This window comes from Paractinoplanes ferrugineus (genome assembly GCF_016862195.1).
Classification (GTDB): domain Bacteria; phylum Actinomycetota; class Actinomycetes; order Mycobacteriales; family Micromonosporaceae; genus Actinoplanes; species Actinoplanes ferrugineus.
In genome coordinates, this window is record NZ_BOMM01000035.1 from 22,736 (window position 1) to 39,216 (window position 16,481).

Annotated in this window: 17 protein-coding genes; 1 reads left to right on the forward strand and 16 read right to left on the reverse strand. The window is 69.9% G+C overall.

Annotation, left to right across the window (positions count from 1 at the left end; translation table 11 throughout):
• Positions 1–110: 110 nt before the first annotated feature.
• The 8 genes from Afe05nite_RS18645 to Afe05nite_RS18680 all read right to left on the reverse strand — a co-directional run bounded on the left by Afe05nite_RS18645 (position 111) and on the right by Afe05nite_RS18680 (position 7,255).
• On the reverse strand, positions 111–989 hold the full coding sequence (locus Afe05nite_RS18645; RefSeq protein ID WP_203818405.1) for a DUF5926 family protein: 879 nt from the start codon (positions 987–989) through the stop codon (positions 111–113).
• Positions 990–1,027: 38 nt separating this feature from the next.
• Positions 1,028–2,146 (reverse strand): sensor histidine kinase, encoded by a 1,119-nt coding sequence (locus tag Afe05nite_RS18650; protein WP_203818406.1) that lies wholly within the window; start codon positions 2,144–2,146, stop codon positions 1,028–1,030.
• 84 nt (positions 2,147–2,230) lie between these two features.
• Entirely contained in the window at positions 2,231–3,016 is a 786-nt protein-coding gene (locus Afe05nite_RS18655) for a glycerophosphodiester phosphodiesterase (RefSeq protein WP_203818407.1), read from the reverse strand.
• A complete protein-coding gene (locus Afe05nite_RS18660; RefSeq protein WP_203818408.1) occupies positions 3,013–3,348 on the reverse strand; it encodes a rhodanese-like domain-containing protein in 336 nt (111 codons plus the stop codon). The genes Afe05nite_RS18655 and Afe05nite_RS18660 overlap by 4 nt, the downstream gene beginning before the upstream one ends.
• Before the next feature lie 22 nt (positions 3,349–3,370).
• Positions 3,371–4,471, reverse strand: coding sequence for an LCP family glycopolymer transferase (locus Afe05nite_RS18665; protein WP_203818409.1), 1,101 nt, complete (start codon positions 4,469–4,471; stop codon positions 3,371–3,373).
• Positions 4,472–4,577: 106 nt separating this feature from the next.
• On the reverse strand, positions 4,578–6,254 hold the full coding sequence (locus Afe05nite_RS18670; RefSeq protein ID WP_203818410.1) for a monocarboxylic acid transporter: 1,677 nt from the start codon (positions 6,252–6,254) through the stop codon (positions 4,578–4,580).
• Complete coding sequence (locus Afe05nite_RS18675) at positions 6,254–6,613, reverse strand: DUF485 domain-containing protein (protein WP_203818411.1); 360 nt, start codon at positions 6,611–6,613, stop codon at positions 6,254–6,256. Before Afe05nite_RS18675 ends, Afe05nite_RS18670 begins: the two co-directional genes overlap by 1 nt.
• A gap of 120 nt (positions 6,614–6,733) precedes the next feature.
• Positions 6,734–7,255, reverse strand: coding sequence for a flavin reductase family protein (locus tag Afe05nite_RS18680; protein WP_203818412.1), 522 nt, complete (start codon positions 7,253–7,255; stop codon positions 6,734–6,736).
• A 95-nt stretch (positions 7,256–7,350) separates the two neighbouring features.
• Here Afe05nite_RS18680 and Afe05nite_RS18685 point away from each other — a divergent pair, with 95 nt between their 5' ends.
• Positions 7,351–7,578 carry a hypothetical protein gene (locus tag Afe05nite_RS18685; protein WP_203818413.1) on the forward strand — a complete coding sequence of 76 codons (228 nt, stop codon included), beginning with the start codon at positions 7,351–7,353 and terminating at the stop codon, positions 7,576–7,578.
• A gap of 3 nt (positions 7,579–7,581) precedes the next feature.
• On the opposite strand, the gene Afe05nite_RS18690 is transcribed toward Afe05nite_RS18685, so the two are convergent.
• The 8 genes from Afe05nite_RS18690 to Afe05nite_RS18725 all read right to left on the reverse strand — a co-directional run bounded on the left by Afe05nite_RS18690 (position 7,582) and on the right by Afe05nite_RS18725 (position 16,330).
• Positions 7,582–9,162, reverse strand: coding sequence for an ABC transporter permease (locus Afe05nite_RS18690; RefSeq protein ID WP_203818414.1), 1,581 nt, complete (start codon positions 9,160–9,162; stop codon positions 7,582–7,584).
• A complete protein-coding gene (locus tag Afe05nite_RS18695; protein WP_203818415.1) occupies positions 9,159–9,938 on the reverse strand; it encodes an ABC transporter ATP-binding protein in 780 nt (259 codons plus the stop codon). Before Afe05nite_RS18695 ends, Afe05nite_RS18690 begins: the two co-directional genes overlap by 4 nt.
• Before the next feature lie 69 nt (positions 9,939–10,007).
• Positions 10,008–10,685, reverse strand: coding sequence for an SCO2207 family protein (locus tag Afe05nite_RS18700; RefSeq protein ID WP_203818416.1), 678 nt, complete (start codon positions 10,683–10,685; stop codon positions 10,008–10,010).
• An 80-nt stretch (positions 10,686–10,765) separates the two neighbouring features.
• Positions 10,766–12,391, reverse strand: a complete 1,626-nt coding sequence (locus Afe05nite_RS18705) for a sodium/solute symporter (protein ID WP_203818417.1) — start codon at positions 12,389–12,391, stop codon at positions 10,766–10,768.
• On the reverse strand, positions 12,388–12,771 hold the full coding sequence (locus Afe05nite_RS18710; RefSeq protein ID WP_203818418.1) for a DUF485 domain-containing protein: 384 nt from the start codon (positions 12,769–12,771) through the stop codon (positions 12,388–12,390). Before Afe05nite_RS18710 ends, Afe05nite_RS18705 begins: the two co-directional genes overlap by 4 nt.
• Before the next feature lie 31 nt (positions 12,772–12,802).
• Positions 12,803–14,356 (reverse strand): DUF4153 domain-containing protein, encoded by a 1,554-nt coding sequence (locus tag Afe05nite_RS18715; RefSeq protein WP_239117955.1) that lies wholly within the window; start codon positions 14,354–14,356, stop codon positions 12,803–12,805.
• Positions 14,357–14,642: 286 nt separating this feature from the next.
• On the reverse strand, positions 14,643–15,653 hold the full coding sequence (locus Afe05nite_RS18720) for a HAMP domain-containing sensor histidine kinase (RefSeq protein ID WP_203818420.1): 1,011 nt from the start codon (positions 15,651–15,653) through the stop codon (positions 14,643–14,645).
• Complete coding sequence (locus tag Afe05nite_RS18725; RefSeq protein WP_275407486.1) at positions 15,650–16,330, reverse strand: response regulator transcription factor; 681 nt, start codon at positions 16,328–16,330, stop codon at positions 15,650–15,652. Before Afe05nite_RS18725 ends, Afe05nite_RS18720 begins: the two co-directional genes overlap by 4 nt.
• Between the last annotated feature and the right edge of the window lie 151 nt (positions 16,331–16,481).

The following is a 16,481-nucleotide window of genomic DNA, read 5'->3' on the forward strand; positions in this document are numbered from 1 at the left end:
GCATCGGGATCGAGCTGCCGCCGTAGACCGACGTGCAGCCCAGAGCAGATACCGGGGCACCCGGCGGAGCGGTCCAACCCGGCTGTTTCGAACCGCTCCGTCGGCAGGGCTCAGCGCAACGTCAGCTGGCGGCCGATCAGGCCCTGCTTGGCGCGCCGGGCGTCGGCGTCGAGCGGACCGGTCTCGGCCAGGGTGTCGGCGTAACGCTTGGCGAAGTCGGCGACCGGCGTCTCCCAGTCGGCGCCCTCGGCCTCACCCGGGATGTCCCACACCGGCACGAGCAGGCCGTGCGCCCGGAACATGCCGGCGAACTTGGTGTTCTCGGCGAGCAGCAGGTCGCCCGCGGCGGACAGCCGGGCCAGGGCGTCCAACGCCTGGTCCTCGGCTTCCGGCAGCACCCAGCGCACGTGGCCCTTGTCCGGGGCCACCCGGCACCAGTACGCCGCCTTGGCCGCCGCCAGCCGCACAGTGGGGTAGATCGACGCGTTGGCCCGTTCGAGGGACGCCTTCACGTTCGGGTCCTCGGCCTGGTCGGCGTCGAGCCAGTACTCGAAGCCCTCCTGCATGGTGATCTCGAGCGGGCCGTCGACCAGGATGTCCTGCAGGCGCGGACCCGCACCGGGCAGGGCCGGCACCGACACCGTGCCGCCGGGCTCGGTGCGCAGGGCGGCCAGGATCGCCACCGACAGGTCGCGGGAGACGTCCCCCGACTGGACGTGCCGCTGGAGGCCGATGAACACCCGGCCGTCCGTGCGGGTCATCGCCGGCCAGGCCATCGGCAGCACAGTCGACAGCGTGACCGGACGGTCGCCGTACTCCTCGATGATCTCGGGCTTGAGGGTCAGCGGCGCCGAGGCGGCCGGGACCAGCTCACGGAGGGCGATCCACTCCGTCTCGTCCGCGAGTCCTTCGAAAGGACGGGCGACGAAGATGTCGCGCACCTTCTCACGCTTGGGTGCGGTTTGGCGTTGGTTGCGACGCTTGCTCACGGCGAGACAGCCTAGGCGCTTCGCTCCGGAAGAGAAATTCAGGCGCGCGGCAGGCGGACCTCGGCGGTGGTGCCGCCGCCCGGCCGGGGACGCAGCGAGACCCAGCCCTGCTGACGCTCCACCAGGCGGCGCACCAGGTAGAGGCCCAGGCCCGCGCCGGGATGCGGGCGCCGCTCGCCGCCCTCGGCCTGCCAGTAGCGCTCGAAGGCCCGTTCGACGTGTTCGGGGCTGATGCCGGTGCCCCGATCGGAGAGGCGGAAGCGCAGCGTCTCCCCGTCGGCGGCGGCGCACAGCTCGATCCGGCTGTCCGGCGGTGAGTTCTTCTCGGCGTTGGTGGCCAGCTCGGTGAGGATGGTGGCGATCGAGTCGCGATCTCCGTACGCCTTCGGCAGCTCCGGGGGCAGGTTGTCCACCCGGATGCGGTGCCGCAGGACGGCCGGCAGTTCGTCGACGGCGCCGCGCAGCGTCTCGGTGAGGTCGAACGGGCCGATCGTCCCGCCACCGATCTCGCCGTCCTCGCTGACCGCCGACAGCAGCCGGTCGACCAGGCGGGCCAGCTCGCCGGCCCGGGTGCCGACCACCCGCACCGCCTCCTGGCGACCCTTCTCGCCGAGCGTGTCCCAATGGTTGGTGAGCGTGTCGGCATAGCCCTTGATGACCGTCACCGGGGTGCGCAGCTCATGACTGGTCACCGCCACCCACAGGTCGCGGTTTTCCTGGCGGCGGGCCTGGTCGGCGTCGGCGGACAGGCCGCGCTGGGTGGCGTAGAGCCGGCCCAGGAGGGCGCCGAGCAGTTCGAGCACGGCGTGCAGCTCGGGGCTCGGCTCGGGGGTCTGGGCGCCGAAGTAGACGTGCAGGGAACCGACCGCTTCGTCGCCGGCCATGCACTTGACGTCGAAGACGCCACGCAGGTCACCGAAGATCGGGCCGCCGTCGACCCGGCGGCCGATCGCGGGGGCGAACGCGCCGCTCGCGGCCACCACCCGGCCGTGGCCGGGCGAGTATTCGACGAAGCCGGCCCCGAGGCCGCCCAGCACCTCTTCGGCGAGATGGACGACCCGTTGCACCACAGGCAGACCCGTCTCGCCGGCGTTGAGCCGATCGAGGACCGCGATCTGACCCCGGGTCAGCGCGGCGTAGTCGGGACGCTGCGGCATGTCTGCGAGTCTGCCTCGCTTCCTTCGTTTTCGGCAGAGCCGGAGACGCGGATCTTGCTCGGATTCACCGTACCGTGGTCGAGCTCACACTTTCGCGAGGCGTTCCAGCACGAACCCCGGGCGGTCGCTGATCACGCCGTCCACCTGGTGTTCCAGCACCATTTCCAGCTCATCGGGCTCGTTGACGGTCCACACGTACACCTGATGGCCGGCCTGTCGCAGCGCCGGCACCAGACCGGGTCTCGCCCGGACCAGGCCGACGCCCGGCCCGGCGATGCGCGCGCCGAACGGCAGTTTCCCGCGCCCGACCCCCGGCGGCAGGATCTCCAGCAGGTAGACCGTGGGGATCGCGGGGGCCAGCGTCCGGACCCGGCGCAGGGCGAGGGCGGCGAAGGACATGACCGTGACCTGTACGAGGTTGTCCGGCCGGCCGTCGGCGAGACCGTGCCGGCGCAGCAACTCGACGAGGCGGCGCTCCACGTCGGCTCCGTGCCGTGACGGATGCTTCGTCTCGATGAGTAGCCGGACCTGTCGCCCGCACTCACGCAGCGCGGTCAGCAGCCGGTCGAGCGTGAGCAGCCGGCTCAGGTCGGGCAGGTCCTCGTCGGCCGGGTAGCCGGGATGCCACGAGCCGAAGTTCAGCGGCTCCAACTCGGCCAGGGTCTTGCCGCTGACCAGGCCGCGGCCGTTGCTGGTGCGCTTGAGGTTGCGATCGTGCACGCAGACCAGATGGCCGTCACGGGTGAGCCGCACGTCGCACTCGAGGCCGTCCGCACCCTCCTCGAGGGCACGCAGGTAGGCCCCGAGCGTGTGCTCCGGCAGCGCGTCCGCGCCTCCGCGATGGGCGAAGACGAGAGGTCTGTGGGTCACCGGACCTGGGCCGGTTGCCCGTTCTCACTTACCATCTCGCGGCCGGCCGCCGCCCACATCTGCATGCCGCCGTCGAGGTTGCGCACGTTGTCCCACCCGTTGTTCAGCAGGTACGAAACGACTTGACCGGAGCGCCCGCCGGACCGGCACACCACGACGACCTCGACGTCGTCGGGTACCTCGGCCATTCGCGGCGGGATCTCCATCATCGGCAGGTGGTGGGCGCCGGGCGCATGGCCGGCCGCCCACTCCTCGGGCTCGCGCACGTCGAGCAGGTAGGCATCCGAGGGCACCTCGGCCGGAGTCACGCTGGGTACTTGAGGTCCGAACACAACTTTCAGCCTACGTGGTCGCTCACTTCTTGACGTTCGCCGCCATCCAGTCATTCATTTTGTCGCCGGACACCGCCTTGTAGAGGGCGAGTGCCTTCTCCCGGTCGGAGACCACCACCGACTGGCCGGAGATGGTGTCGCTGCCCTTGTTGGGGCTGGTGAGGAAGGTGAGGTTCTCGCCCCGGATGTTGCGGAAGTCGACGGCCGCGTCGGTGAGCGAGAAGTCGTGGTCGACCGTGACGGCGGCGGTGACCGCCTTGAGGAAGCTGTTGAGCTTGCCCGGGTTGGTGATCGTGCCGCTGGTCGTCGCCTTCTCCATCAGGGCCTTGAGGAACTCCTGCTGGTGGCGTTGACGGTCGAAGTCACCGCGGGGGAACTGGTAGCGCTGACGCACCCAGTCGAGCGCCTGGGCGCCGTCCATGTGCATCATGCCCTTCTTGAAGACCCGGTGCGGCTTGTGGATCGACGTGATGGTCTTGTCGACCTTCAGGTCGACGCCGCCGAGCGCGTCGGTGACCTCCTTGAAGCCGCCGAAGTCGATCGCCATGACGTGGTCGATCTTCACGTCGGTGAGGCACTCGACGGTGTGCACGGCACGCGGCAGGCCACCGAACGCGAACGAGGCGTTGATCTTCGCTCGGCTGCCGTCGCTGCACCCCGCGCTGTTGCTCTTGGGCACGACCACCCACAGGTCCCGGGGGATCGAGATGAGCTGGGCGGACTTGTGGTCGGCCGGCACGTGCATGAGCATCAGGGTGTCGGCGCGCCAGGCGTTGGCCTGGTCCTCCTTGGCATCCGGGTCGCGCGAGTCGCTGCCCACCAGCAGGATGTTCTGCGCGCCCGCGACGGACTTGGCCGGGCGGTCACCGGTGATGCCGGAGAACGCGTCGGTGCGCTTGAGGTCCTGGTCGAGGTTGCTCGCGTAGCCGTACAGCGAAATCCCGACGATCACCGCGATGACCAGGACGGCGAGGCCGGCGAGGAGCGCGATGCGGCCCCAGCGGGGCCGGATCTTCTTCTTTCCGCTGTACGGGTTACCCCGTGGCGGCACCGGTGACGGACCACCGGGGTACTCCCTCGGTCCCTGAGGCGGAACGGCGGCTCTACCGGTGGTCTGCGACATGCTCTAAAGGTTACGTACCCCGCGCCCCTTCGCCCGTTGATCGACACCCGGACGGCACAAAGGGGGGAGTCATTGGGTGACTCCCCCCTTCCGCTGCGTAAACGTCCTAGTGGGCGCCGTGTCCGGTCAGGGCCCGGACCTCCAGCTCGGCGTACTTGTCGGAGTCGTCCTCCTTCGAGAGCATCGTGCCGATCCAGCCGCACAGGAAGCCGATCGGGATCGAGATGATGCCCGGGTTCGACAGCGGGAACCAGTGCCAGTCGTTGTGCGGGAACATGGCCGTCGCCGAGCCGGAGACGACCGGCGAGAAGAAGACCAGGAACACCGCGCTGAGCAGACCGCCGTAGATCGACCACAGCGCCCCGGAGGTGTTGAACCGCCGCCAGAACAGGCTGTAGATGATCGCCGGCAGGTTGCCCGACGCCGCCACCGCGAACGCCAGCGCCACCAGGAACGCCACGTTCAGGCTCTGCGCGAAGATCGACAGCGCGATCGCGATCGCGCCGATGCCGAAGGCGGAGATCCGGGCGACCCGCACCTCGTCGCGCTCGGAGGCGGCACCCTTCTTGATCACGTTGGCGTAGAAGTCGTGCGCCACGCTCGACGACGATGCCAGCGTCAGGCCGGCCACCACCGCGAGGATGGTGGCGAACGCGACCGCCGCGATGACCGCCAGCAGGATCGATCCGCCGGTGTTGCCGCCCAGGTAATCGATGCCGAGTGCCTGCGCGAGCTGCGGGGCGGCGGTGTTGCCCGCCTTGTCCTGCGCGGTGATGTTCTTGCCGCCCACCAGGGCCGCCGCGCCGAAGCCGAGGGCCAGCGTGAACAGGTAGAACACCCCGATGATGCCGATCGCCCAGAGCACGCTCTTACGCGCGATCCGGCTGGTCGGCACCGTGTAGAAGCGGGTCAGGATGTGCGGCAGACCGGCCGTACCGAGCACCAGTGCGATGCCCAGCGAGAGCAGGTCCATCTTGCTGTAGAAGGTCTTCGCCGCGTCACCGGCCGTCTCCACGCCGTACCGGAGACCGGGTTCGAGGAAGGCGGAACCCTTGCCGGACTGCTTGGCGGCGTCCCCCAGCAGGGCCGACAGGTTGAACTTGTAGTGCGCCAGCACCAGGATGACCATCAGGAACGCGCCGATCATCAGCATGAACGCCTTGACGATCTGGACGTACGTGGTGCCCTTCATGCCGCCGACCACCACGTAGACGATCATCAGGGCGCCGACCAGGATGATCGTGGCGACCTTGGCGGTGTCCGCGTCCATGCCCAGGAACGTCTGGCCGGGCTTGATCCCGAGCAGCAGCGAGACCAGCGCACCGGCGCCGACCATCTGGGCGATCAAGTAGAAGATCGACACCACGATGGTGGAGACGCTCGCCGCGGTCCGGACCGGTCGCTGCCGCATCCGGAACGCCAGCACGTCGGCCATCGTGTAGCGGCCCGAGTTACGCAGGAACTCGGCCACCAGCAGCAGCGCCACCAGCCAGGCGACCAGGAAGCCGATCGAGTAGAGGAAGCCGTCGTAGCCGTACAGCGCGATCAGGCCGGCGATGCCGAGGAAGGACGCGGCCGACATGTAGTCGCCGCCGATCGCCATGCCGTTCTGGAAACCGGAGAACTGCCGGCCGCCGGCGTAGAAGTCGGTGGCGGTCTTGGTCTGCCGGCTGGCCCAGATCGTGATGGCCAGCGTGATCGCCACGAAGATCAGGAACAGCGTGATGGTGAGCCCGCGGGAGCCCGACGTGGTGGCCTCGGCGGCGAAGAAATGACTTTGCATCACTCAGCGCTCCCGGCGGCTTCGGCCTTCTCACGGTTCATCTTGGCGTTGATCTCGTCAGCGATCGGGTCGAGTTGCCGGCTCGCGTAGCGCGAGTAGTACCAGGCGATCAGGAATGTCGACAGGAACTGCAACAGGCCGAAGACGAGGGCCACGTTGATGTTGCCGACGATCTTGGCGCCCATGAAACCGCGGGCATATGCGGAGAGCAGGACGTACAGCAGGTACCAGAGGAAGAACGCGGCCGTCATCGGGAAGATGAAGCTGCGCAGCTTGGAGCGCAGACGCTGGAAATCCTCGGACTGCTGAACGGCCCGGTATCTCTCGGTGGAGGACGAGGCGGGTACTTCTGTCGTCACCGGGGATCACCACCTTCGTGGGGGCGGACTTTTCCGGGAACGTACGAAGACCTGCGGGGTTGCGGCGACGCCCGGTCGGACCCTGCGCCGAGTGGTGGTCTGAGTGCGCCGAGTGGGCGGTCAGCCGGCGAGCTCGCGATATCGACCGCGGTAGTGAAGCAGTGGCGGCTTCGGATCGACGGGGGTGATCGTCTCGATGACCCCCTCGATCAGAAGGGCCCAGCCACAGGGCCGGGCTTCGACCAGTCGGCAGCCGGCCCACAGCCCCGGCCGTACCGGTCCGTACTCGGTCTGCTGCCAGTCGTCGCCGGCGAAGAGCCCGCCGGGAGCCGGCATCAACCCGGCGAACCGGTCGGCTCGCTGACGATCGGCCGGGCTGAGCGGGGCCACGGTGAACAATTCGGACTTCTCCACCGCGTCCCAGAGTTCGCTCTCCGCATCGATGAGCCCCAGGACCCGTCCCGGCTCACCGTCAGCGACCAGCATCGACGACACGGTGAGTCCGGCCGGCCCCGGCGCGGTCCAGAGCGTGACCGGTGCGGCGAGCCGGCCCCGGAGCCGGCGAACGGCCGATTTCTCCTCGTCCGGAGTGGCGAAGGGGTCGGTCAGATGAATGCGGCCGCCCGGTACGTCGCTCGTCACAGGGTCACCTTTCAGATACAGAAAAATACTTACCTATGTGTAACGTAATCCCATCCTTGGCCAGGTACGTACTGGGTGATATGGGGAGACAGCGGATGACTGAGGCGTTGCCCCAACCCGGCGACGTGCTCTGCGTCGGAGGTGCCGCCAGCGTCCAGTTCCAGGGCGACCGGGCACTGACCTTCCGGGTGATCCGGGTCGATCCCCGCATCACCTACGACGGTTGGCTGTGGATAGACGGTTACGTGCTGGGCCCGAACGGCGACGCACTGCAACGCCGAGTCATCTTCGTGAAGCGGGACGGCCTGCGAAAGAAGCGCTAGTGGTCACCGGTTCGGGGTGATGGTGGCCAGGAGTTCGGGCATGCGGCGGTCGAGTTGGTCGGCGGCCACGCCGGAACCGATCAGGAAGCCCGCGATGCCGTAGGCGACCCCGACCGGCAGACCTATCCACAGCCAGATCGGGCCGATGAACAGGGCGATCAGCTGCACCGGCAGGCTCACCAGCACGGCCGCGAGCAGCACGGCCAAGGCCAGCAGGCCCTTGGTGGCGCCGCCGCCGGAGGACATCGCGAACGGGTTCGGGGACTCGGGCAACGCGTAGGCGGCTCGGACCGAGAGCGGGAGAACCAGGCCGAGACCCACGCCGTACGCGGCGAGCAGCAGGCCCAGCGTGCTCGGGATTCGGGCCGGATCGGCGGACAGGACGCCCACCAGGACCGCGCCGACCAGCAACACCGGGAGGGTGTAGACGGCGTGGGCGGCCGTTCGGGAGGTGAGTTCCGTCCGACCGGGGACGCCGCTGGTGATGTTGGCGGCGTAGGCCGAGCCGTCGAAGCCGAACTGGTTGGCCAGGGCCAGGGCGGCCAGGGTGCCGACGAGCAGGGACATGCTTGCCGGCGAGCCCGCGCTCACCGTGGCCGAGACCGGAAGGAACAGCGAGACCATCGAGAAGGTGATCAGGTTGGCCCGGCGTTTCGGGTCGCGCCACCAGTAGCGCAGTTCGCGGGACATCAGGGCGCCGAAACGGGTGCGGGGGACACGCCGGAACAGCAGCAGCTCGACCGGGTTGCGAGTGGTCGGCGCGGTTTTCCGGCGGGCGGCGGAGGCGGTGCCGACCATCGCGCTCTCGATCGTCCTGCTCCACCACCACAGCAGGGCGGTGATCGCCGCCACGGCGATCAGCAACTTCAGCGGGATCTGCCAGGTGTGACCGGCGGCGACATCGAGACCGATCGAGTACGGGGCGCCGAGCGGTGTCCAGGCCACCACTCGGGCGACCGAAGCGACCGTGTCCCAGTCGGCTCGCTGGGCGCCGGCCAGGGCGATCAGTTGCAGGGGCCCGATGGCGGCGGCCAGCAGGGCCAGCATGATCGCGGCCAGGTCGCGGGAGCGGCGTGAACGCAGGGCGGTGGCGAACGCACTGGTCACCGCCCGGCTGACGGCCACGCACAGGAACAGGCCCAGGAGCACGCCGACGACCTGGGCGAGGGCCGCGGCGGGGCCGCCGAGCCGGGCCGCGGTGTCGACCATCCCGGCCGTGGCCGCGAGTGTGGCCAGGGCGGGCAGCCCGACCATGGCGGCGGTGAACACGCCGGCGATCAGGGTGCGGCGGGTGAGCGGCAGCAGGGCGAAGCGGGCCGGATCGAGGGACTCGTCGACGCCGAAGAAGATCAGTGGGAGGAACAGCCAGCCCAGCACGAGGGCGGCACCGCCCAGGGGCAGGGTGAGCTCGGCACCGAACGAACTGTTCAGCACGCCGGGCACCGCGAATGACGAGTAACCCGCGATGGCGAAGAAACCGGCCACCAGTGCGCCCATGACAAAAAGAACTATTCGCGCGGGTCGGCCGCGTAGTCCGTTGGCGGTGAGACGCAGCTTGAGGCGTACGAACGGCCAGACCGTCATAGCCAGGCCAGCTCGGAGCCGGTGGCCACCCGGCCGCCGACCACCTGCACGAAGACATCTTCCAGCGAGCGGTCGCCGCGCACCTGGTCGAGCGGGCCGTGCATGCGGAGCACACCGTCCGACATGATCGCGACGTGGTCGCAGAGGCGCTCGACGACCTCCATCACGTGGCTGGAGAAGACGACCGTGCCGCCGCCGGCGACGTACCGCTGGAGGATGTCGCGGATCAGCGCCGCCGACACCGGGTCGACGGCCTCGAACGGCTCGTCGAGCACCAGCAGACGCGGTGCGTGCAGCAGCGCGCAGGCGAGGCCGATCTTCTTCTTCATGCCGGCCGAGTAGTCGACCACCAGGGTGCGGTTGCCGGCCCCGAGCTCGAGCACTTCCAGCAGCTCACGGGCTCGCTGGTCGACGGTCGTGGCATCCATCCCGCGCAGCAGACCGTGGTAGGCGAGCAGTTCCGGGCCGGTGAGGCGGTCGAAAAGGCGTACTCCATCCGGCAGAACTCCCAGCCGGGCTTTCGCCGCCGGTGGGTCGGCCCACACGTCGTACCCCAGCAGGAAAGCCTGCCCCTGATCGGGCCGCAGGAGGCCGACGGCCATCGACAACGTCGTGGTCTTGCCGGCCCCGTTGGGGCCGAGGAGGCCGAAGAAGGACCCGGCGGGGACTTCGAGGCTGACCCCGGTGACGGCGAGCCTGGTGTCGAAATGCTTCACGAGGCCGCGCAGCGACATGGCCGCGACCTGGTCCTCCGTGCGTTGCCTTGGCACCGTCATGGCCCGACGGTATCGGTATCCGGCCGACCCGGACCACCCCCGTTCAGCGGCATGGTCCGGGCCTGGGGATCAACCCACTCGTTCGATGACAGCGCGCCGGATGAGGAACTTGCCCGGCTCGCGAACCTGCTCGAAGGCCGCGTTGTTGAGCAGCACGCAGCTACCGGAGGTGGTCTGGACCCTGACCGTGATGCTCTTGTTGTTGTCCAGGTTCGTGACCTTGAGGGTGGTGCCGATCGGGAAGGTGCCGCTGGACGCGAACGGGCCGCCGGCCTCACCGGAGAGCGTCACGGTCGAGCCCTTGCAGACGACCTCACCGCTGCCGTTACCGGCCACCGGCGGCTTGGCCGGGGCCTTCGTGGGCGGCTTGGCGGGCGGCTTGACCGGGGCTTTGGTGGGCGGCTTGGCCGGGGTGGCGGGCGCGGGTTTGGCCGGAGCCGCGGCCCCGGCGACCTCGCCGGCGACGTCCGCGTCGCAGCCGGCCACCTGGCGCCGCTGGTTGATCAGATCGACGACCGCCTGCCGGTTGTCGATGCGGGCCGCCGACAGGGCGTCCGGGGTCGCCCGCTGTGCCGCGATGAACTGCAGGTTCTGCCGCAGCGCCTGGTCGAGGCCGACACAGTTCTCGCCGGCGCTGCTCACCCCGGTGCTGATCGCGAACGCGCCACCGGCGATCGCCAACGCGACGCCGCCGATCAGCAGCTTCCGGTTTCCCCCGTTGACTCGACTGCGGCGGTAACGCTTCATCGACCCGCTCCTCTGCTCGGTGGTCGACGAGAACTACGGCTCGCTCCGAACGAGGGATGGGGGTCGCACCTTAAACATCCTTAAATGATGCGCAGCGACTCCGGCGCGTGCAGTCGCAGCATCAGGGCGCCCACGTCGGCCGGCACGCGACGGCTGGTCAGCAGCGAGCCGATGATCATCGCGAGGAACGCCAGCGGCACGGTCCACGCCGCCGGTTGCCCGATGAGCTGGGCCGGCCAGCCACTGAGCGGCGGCCCGAGCACGGTGAGCAGGACGGCCGCGATCGAGGCCCCGCCGCCGACCAGGAGGCCGACGATCGCCCCGAAATCGGTGAGCTTGCGCCACCAGATGCCGAGCACGAGGAGCGGGCAGAAGCTGGAGGCCGCGACCGCGAAGGCCAATCCGACGACGCGGGAAACATCCATATTCGAGACATAAAGCGACAAAGCTATGGGTACGCTCGCCGCCAGCAACGTCGCCACCCGGAAGTCCCGCACCGACCCGGTTCGGCCGGCGTGCAGCACATCGGTGAAGACCACTCCGGCCACGCTCGTGAGCAGCCCCGACGAGGTGGACAGAAAGGCGGCCAGCGCGCCCGCCGTGACCAGCGCCCCGAGCAGCCGGCCCAGATGGCCCGCCCCGAGCGCGGCCTCCGGCAAGGTCAGCACGACCGCGTCGGTGTGCCCGGTCATCAGCAACTGAGGCGTATAGACCCGGCCGAGCACGCCGTAGAGCGTCGGCAACAGGTAGAACAGCCCCACGAGCGCGAGGACGACAAGCGTGGTCCGTCGAGCCGAGGCTCCGTTCGGGTTCGTGTAGAACCGCACGAGCACATGCGGCAGCCCCATGGTGCCGAGAAAGGTCGCCAGGATCAGCGAATAGGTGGCGAAGAGCGTGGTGTTGCCGCCGGGCAACAACCAGCCGTCGCCGAACGTCGCATCCACGGTGCTCACCTGCGGCACCGCCGCCCCGGCCGGGAAGTGCAGCTCGTCTCCCTTGTGGACGACCTGGCCGTCGACCACCGCGTCCTGCGACACGACCACCGACGTGGCGGCCGGGAACGTCGTCCCGGCCGGCGGCGTGACCTGCGGTCGTCCGTCCGACTGCCATTGCAGGATCAGAAAGATGACCGGTACGGCCAACGCGGTCAGCTTCAACCAGTACTGGAACGCCTGCACGAAGGTGATCGCCCGCATCCCGCCGAGCGCCACGTTCGCCGTCACCACCGCTCCCACCAGCAGCGCGCCCCACGCGTAGGACCCACCGGTGATGGTCGTGAAGGTCAGCCCGGCGCCCTGCAACTGCGGCACGAGATAGAGACAGCCGATGAACACCACGAACACGCTGGCCAGCCTGCGCAGCGGCAGCGACCGAAGGCGCACCTGGCAGAAGTCGGGCAGCGTGAAAGCCCCGGAACGGCGCAGCGGCGCGGCCACGAAGAGCAGCAGCGCCAAATAGCCCGCCGCGAACCCGACCGGGTACCAGAGCACGTCCACGCCGTACCGCAGGATCAGCCCGGCCACCCCGAGGAACGACGCCGCCGACAGGTATTCACCGCTGATCGCCGCCGCGTTCCAGGCCGGGCTCACCGAACGCGAGGCGACCAGGAAATCCGAGGTGGTGCGAGCGAACCGCAGGCCGTACGCGCCGATGCCGACGGTCACCAGGACCACCACGATCAAACCCGGCAGGAGGTACGGGTTCACTGTTCCGGCTTCCGGATCAGCGCGATGAAGTCCTGCTCGTTGCGTTCCGCCCACCGCACGTACGCCCAGCCCACGCCCACCAGGAAGGGAAACGACAGAACCCCGAGCAGCACCCACGGGAGGTAGATCCCGAACACCTTCACCGACCCGACCCCGGGCGCGACCGCGAACAGCAGCGGCAGCGCGCCCAGCCCGGTCACCACCACCAGCGCCAGGCGCAGGGCGAGCGCGAGTTGGGCGCGGACCAGACCCTTCACCAGCGCCTCGCCCACCGGGGTCTGCTCCGCGAGGTCGGCGTGGGTGCGGTCGGTCGGGCGGCGCCGGGCCGCGACCTCACCCAGCACCACCCGCGTACGCCGCGGAGCCTGATCGCCGTCCATGTCCGGGAGTCTTACGGCCCGGCCGCAGAAGTCAAGGGCACTGCCAGGTCTGGCTCACGTCCCCGGCATCCGCGATGACCGTACGGGCCCGCACCCGGCCGAGGTTCCAGCCGCGCCAGTCGTCGGGGCTCTCCAGCAGCGCGATGTCGAGGTGGGCGAGCACGCACCGGCGCCGCGCCGAGTCGAGACCGTCGAGCCCGGTGGCCGCGTCCGGTGACAGCGTGCCCAGATAGGCGACGTCGAGCGTGCGCGACTGCTTGATGTTGTGCTCGGCGATCACCCGGTCCGGGTTCGCGCCGGCCAGGCCGAGCAGAGCCAGTACCCCGGCGGCGATCGCCACCCGGGGCAGCCACGGCGCTCGGATCCGGATGCCGGCGATCAGCACCAGCACCAGGACCAGGCCGAACCAGCCCTCGCAGCAGGCGACCAGCAGCCGCAGGCGGGTCAGCCCGTAGGTGTCGGCGTACACGTTCATCCGGTGCAGCGCCGACGCGACGATGAGCAGCGTCAGGCCGGCGAGGGCGCCCATCAGCACACGCAACAGCAGGCGGTCGGCTGGTTTCTCGCGGGGCGCCCAGCGAGCGGCGCCGGCGAGCACCACCAGGGTGAGACCGGTGACGAAGCAGAGCTGCCAGAAGCCGCCCCGGGCGTACTCGGCGAAGGTCAGCCCATCGGTGTCCAGCACGTGCCGGTTCCCCCCGAACAGGACGGCGAGCTGCACCGCCACGAAGCCGGCGAAGAGCAGGACGAGCAGGCCGAGCGGCACCGCCCACTCGAACCGGGCGACCTTGCGGCCCTCGGTGCCGTCGAGTCCGGTCAGGTCGGGCGGTGCCGTACGCAAGAACGCCGCCCCGCCGAACAGGGCCACCGCCAGCGCGAATACGAAGATCCACCGGAACGCCGACGGAACGTCCACGTCCGGGGCGAGGTGCGAGAGCGCGCCGGCGAACGCGGCGTCAGCCGAGGCGAACAACGCCCCGAACACGGTGAGCAGCGCGATCGACACCACGACGGTGGCCAGCACCCGCACGTTCGCCGTACCCCCGCCGATCCGCCCACGCAGTCGCGTCGTGCCGTGTCGCAGCCACGGCAGCGCCCGGAACACGGCGATCAGCGGCATCGTGTAGCCGGCCACGATGCTGCGCATGGACCGCCCGCCGGTCAACGCGAGCGCCCCTGTCAGCGTCGCCATCAACAGGCACAACGCGAACAGCCAACCGGCCGAGCGAAACGTGCCGACCGCGACCAGCGCCACCGTCAGGCCGGCCCAGCCGTACGCGTCGACCGACCGCTTCGGCCGTGGCCTGACGACCAGCGGCGACGGCCCACTGGCCGGCGGTTCCGGCAGGATCGCGCTGATCACCAGGGCCACGGTCCCGGCTACCGCCATCACCAGCCACCCGACACCGGCCCGGTCGAGCGGCAGACTGATCGCCGCCACCACGGCGGCAATCGCGATCGCGACGACGGTGGCGGCCGGCGCACTACGGGCCGGGCCGGGCCACTGCTTTCCCCAGAGCAGATCGGACGGCCAGGGCCCGTGCTCGGTCGGTGGCCCGATCGGGTTCTTGAGCGCGGGCGGCAACCTGGTCGCCGTCGCCGTCGCCGCGCCCGCCGGGCCGGGCGCGTTGAACCACGCCGGATCGCTCGGCCACGCGCCCGGCGGCTGGCTCCCGTGCGGCGGCCTACTGCTGTGTGGCGGTTGGCTGCTGTGCGGGGGCTGGCTCCCGTGCGGTGGCTGGCTTCCAGGGGGTGGCTGGTTGCCTCGCGGCGGCTGGTTGCCGGCTGGTGGCTGGATTTCGGGCATGGCGAGGCCTCCGGAGGGCAGCGTCGGATGGCCCGGGGGCACCGGGCCGGCGAAACGAGTGGGATCAGGCGGTGTGCAGCGGAAGTTTCACGTGGATGTGGCAGCCGCGCAGGTCTCGGTCCGGGTCGACCACCGCGATCGTGCCCTGATGCATCTGGACCACCCAGCGGGCGATGGCCAGACCGAGACCGGTGCCGCCACCGGCCGGGCGTTCACCGCGAGTGAAGCGCTCGAAGACGCGGTCACGCTCCGCGGCCGGGATGCCGTCACCCTCGTCGGCGACCGCGATGAGCAGGTGATCGTCGCGGCGTTCGGCGCGGACCAGCACGGTTCCGCCCGCCGGGCTGTGCCGGGCCGCGTTGTCGAGCAGGTTGGCGAAGACCTGGTGCAGCCGTTCGCGGTCGCCGGGCACCACCGCGTGCGGGGCGGCGATCTCGAAACGGACGTCCCGGCCGGCGCCGGCCGCGTTCACTCGGGCCTCGGCGACCACGTCGTCGAGGAAGTCGGGCACGTTTATCGGTCGGCGATCGAGCGGGACCACGCCCGCCTCCACCCGGGACAGGTCGAGCAACTCGGTGACCAGGCGGCCGAGTCGTGCGGTCTGGGCCAGGGCGGTCTGCATCATCGCGGGTTCGGCCTCGGCCACGCCGTCGACGATGTTCTCGAGGAGGCCGTGGAGCGCGGTGATGGGCGTACGCAACTCATGCGAGACATTCGCGATCAGCTCGCGCCGCTGCCGGTCCGCCGCCGCGAGGTCGGCGGCCATCTGGTTGAAGGTCTGGGCCAGCTGGCCCACCTCATCCTGCGAGGTCGCCCGGATCCGCCTGGTGTAATCGCCCTGCGCCATCCGCCGGGCCGCCACCGTCATCTCCCGCAGCGGCGACGTCATGCCGTGCGCGAGGAACTGCAGCGTGGTCAGCGCGACGATCATCGCGGTGACCGACGTCCAGAGCGGGAACCAGCCGAGCCACAGCCAGAACCAGATCATGCCGGCCGCCCCCGCCCCGACCAGGATCATCCCAATCTTGATCTTGATGGATCGGACCGGGTCGAGCGGCCTGGGCAGGCTTTTCATCGTTCGACCTCAAGGGCATAGCCCACCCCGTGCACGGTACGGATGAGGTCCGAACCCAACTTCCGGCGAAGACCCTTGATGTGGCTGTCCACCGTGCGCGTACCCGACGCGTCGGCCCAGCCCCAGACGTCGGCGAGCAACCGCTCTCTCGGCAGAACCGTGCGCGGATGCGCGGCCAGATGCACCAGAAGGTCGAACTCCGTCGGCGTCAGGCGGGCCTCCACCCCGGCCCGAAGCACCCGCCGCTCGGCCTGGTTGATCTCCAGATCACCGAACCGCAACGTCGGCGGCCCGACCGGCCCGGCCGCCCCCTTGGCCGCCCGGCGCAGCAGCGCGTGCACCCGGGCGGCGAGCTCCCGCATCGAGAACGGCTTGACCATGTAGTCGTCCGCCCCCACCGCAAGCCCCACCAGCAGATCGGTCTCGTCGTCGCGGGCGGTCAGCATGAGGATCGGGACCGCCCGTTCCGCCTGAATCCGACGGCACACCTCGAGCCCGTCGAACCCCGGCAACATCACGTCCAGCACGATCGCATCCGGTGGCGTACGCCGAGCCGCGGCCACCGCACCCGGCCCGTCCCCGGCCACCTCGACCAGAAAGCCCTCAGCCCGCAGTCGAGCCGCCACCGCGTCGGCGATAGTCCGCTCGTCCTCGACGACAAGCACCCTTTTCTCCACCGACGCCACCTCCAGCCCGCCCGCGATCTAACCGAGTATGCGCAAGCCCGGCCGAAGAGCCCCCGTGCCTCCCGTGCCGAACTCGCGACAGGCAGCCTATTGATCACCCGTGCAGACCGGGCGCGCACTTTGTGAACGAACTGTGGAGATG

Bases quoted from the DNA above. Each gene is read 5' to 3' on its own strand.
- Afe05nite_RS18720 (WP_203818420.1), bottom strand. From the start codon at position 15,653: ATGAAAAGCCTGCCCAGGCCGCTCGACCCGGTCCGATCCATCAAGATC.
- Afe05nite_RS18650 (WP_203818406.1), bottom strand. From the start codon at position 2,146: ATGCCGCAGCGTCCCGACTACGCCGCGCTGACCCGGGGTCAGATCGCG.
- Afe05nite_RS18670 (WP_203818410.1), bottom strand. From the start codon at position 6,254: ATGCAAAGTCATTTCTTCGCCGCCGAGGCCACCACGTCGGGCTCCCGC.
- Afe05nite_RS18690 (WP_203818414.1), bottom strand. From the start codon at position 9,162: ATGACGGTCTGGCCGTTCGTACGCCTCAAGCTGCGTCTCACCGCCAAC.
- Afe05nite_RS18685 (WP_203818413.1), top strand. From the start codon at position 7,351: ATGACTGAGGCGTTGCCCCAACCCGGCGACGTGCTCTGCGTCGGAGGT.
- Afe05nite_RS18665 (WP_203818409.1), bottom strand. From the start codon at position 4,471: ATGTCGCAGACCACCGGTAGAGCCGCCGTTCCGCCTCAGGGACCGAGG.
- Afe05nite_RS18710 (WP_203818418.1), bottom strand. From the start codon at position 12,771: ATGGACGGCGATCAGGCTCCGCGGCGTACGCGGGTGGTGCTGGGTGAG.
- Afe05nite_RS18695 (WP_203818415.1), bottom strand. From the start codon at position 9,938: ATGACGGTGCCAAGGCAACGCACGGAGGACCAGGTCGCGGCCATGTCG.
- Afe05nite_RS18700 (WP_203818416.1), bottom strand. From the start codon at position 10,685: ATGAAGCGTTACCGCCGCAGTCGAGTCAACGGGGGAAACCGGAAGCTG.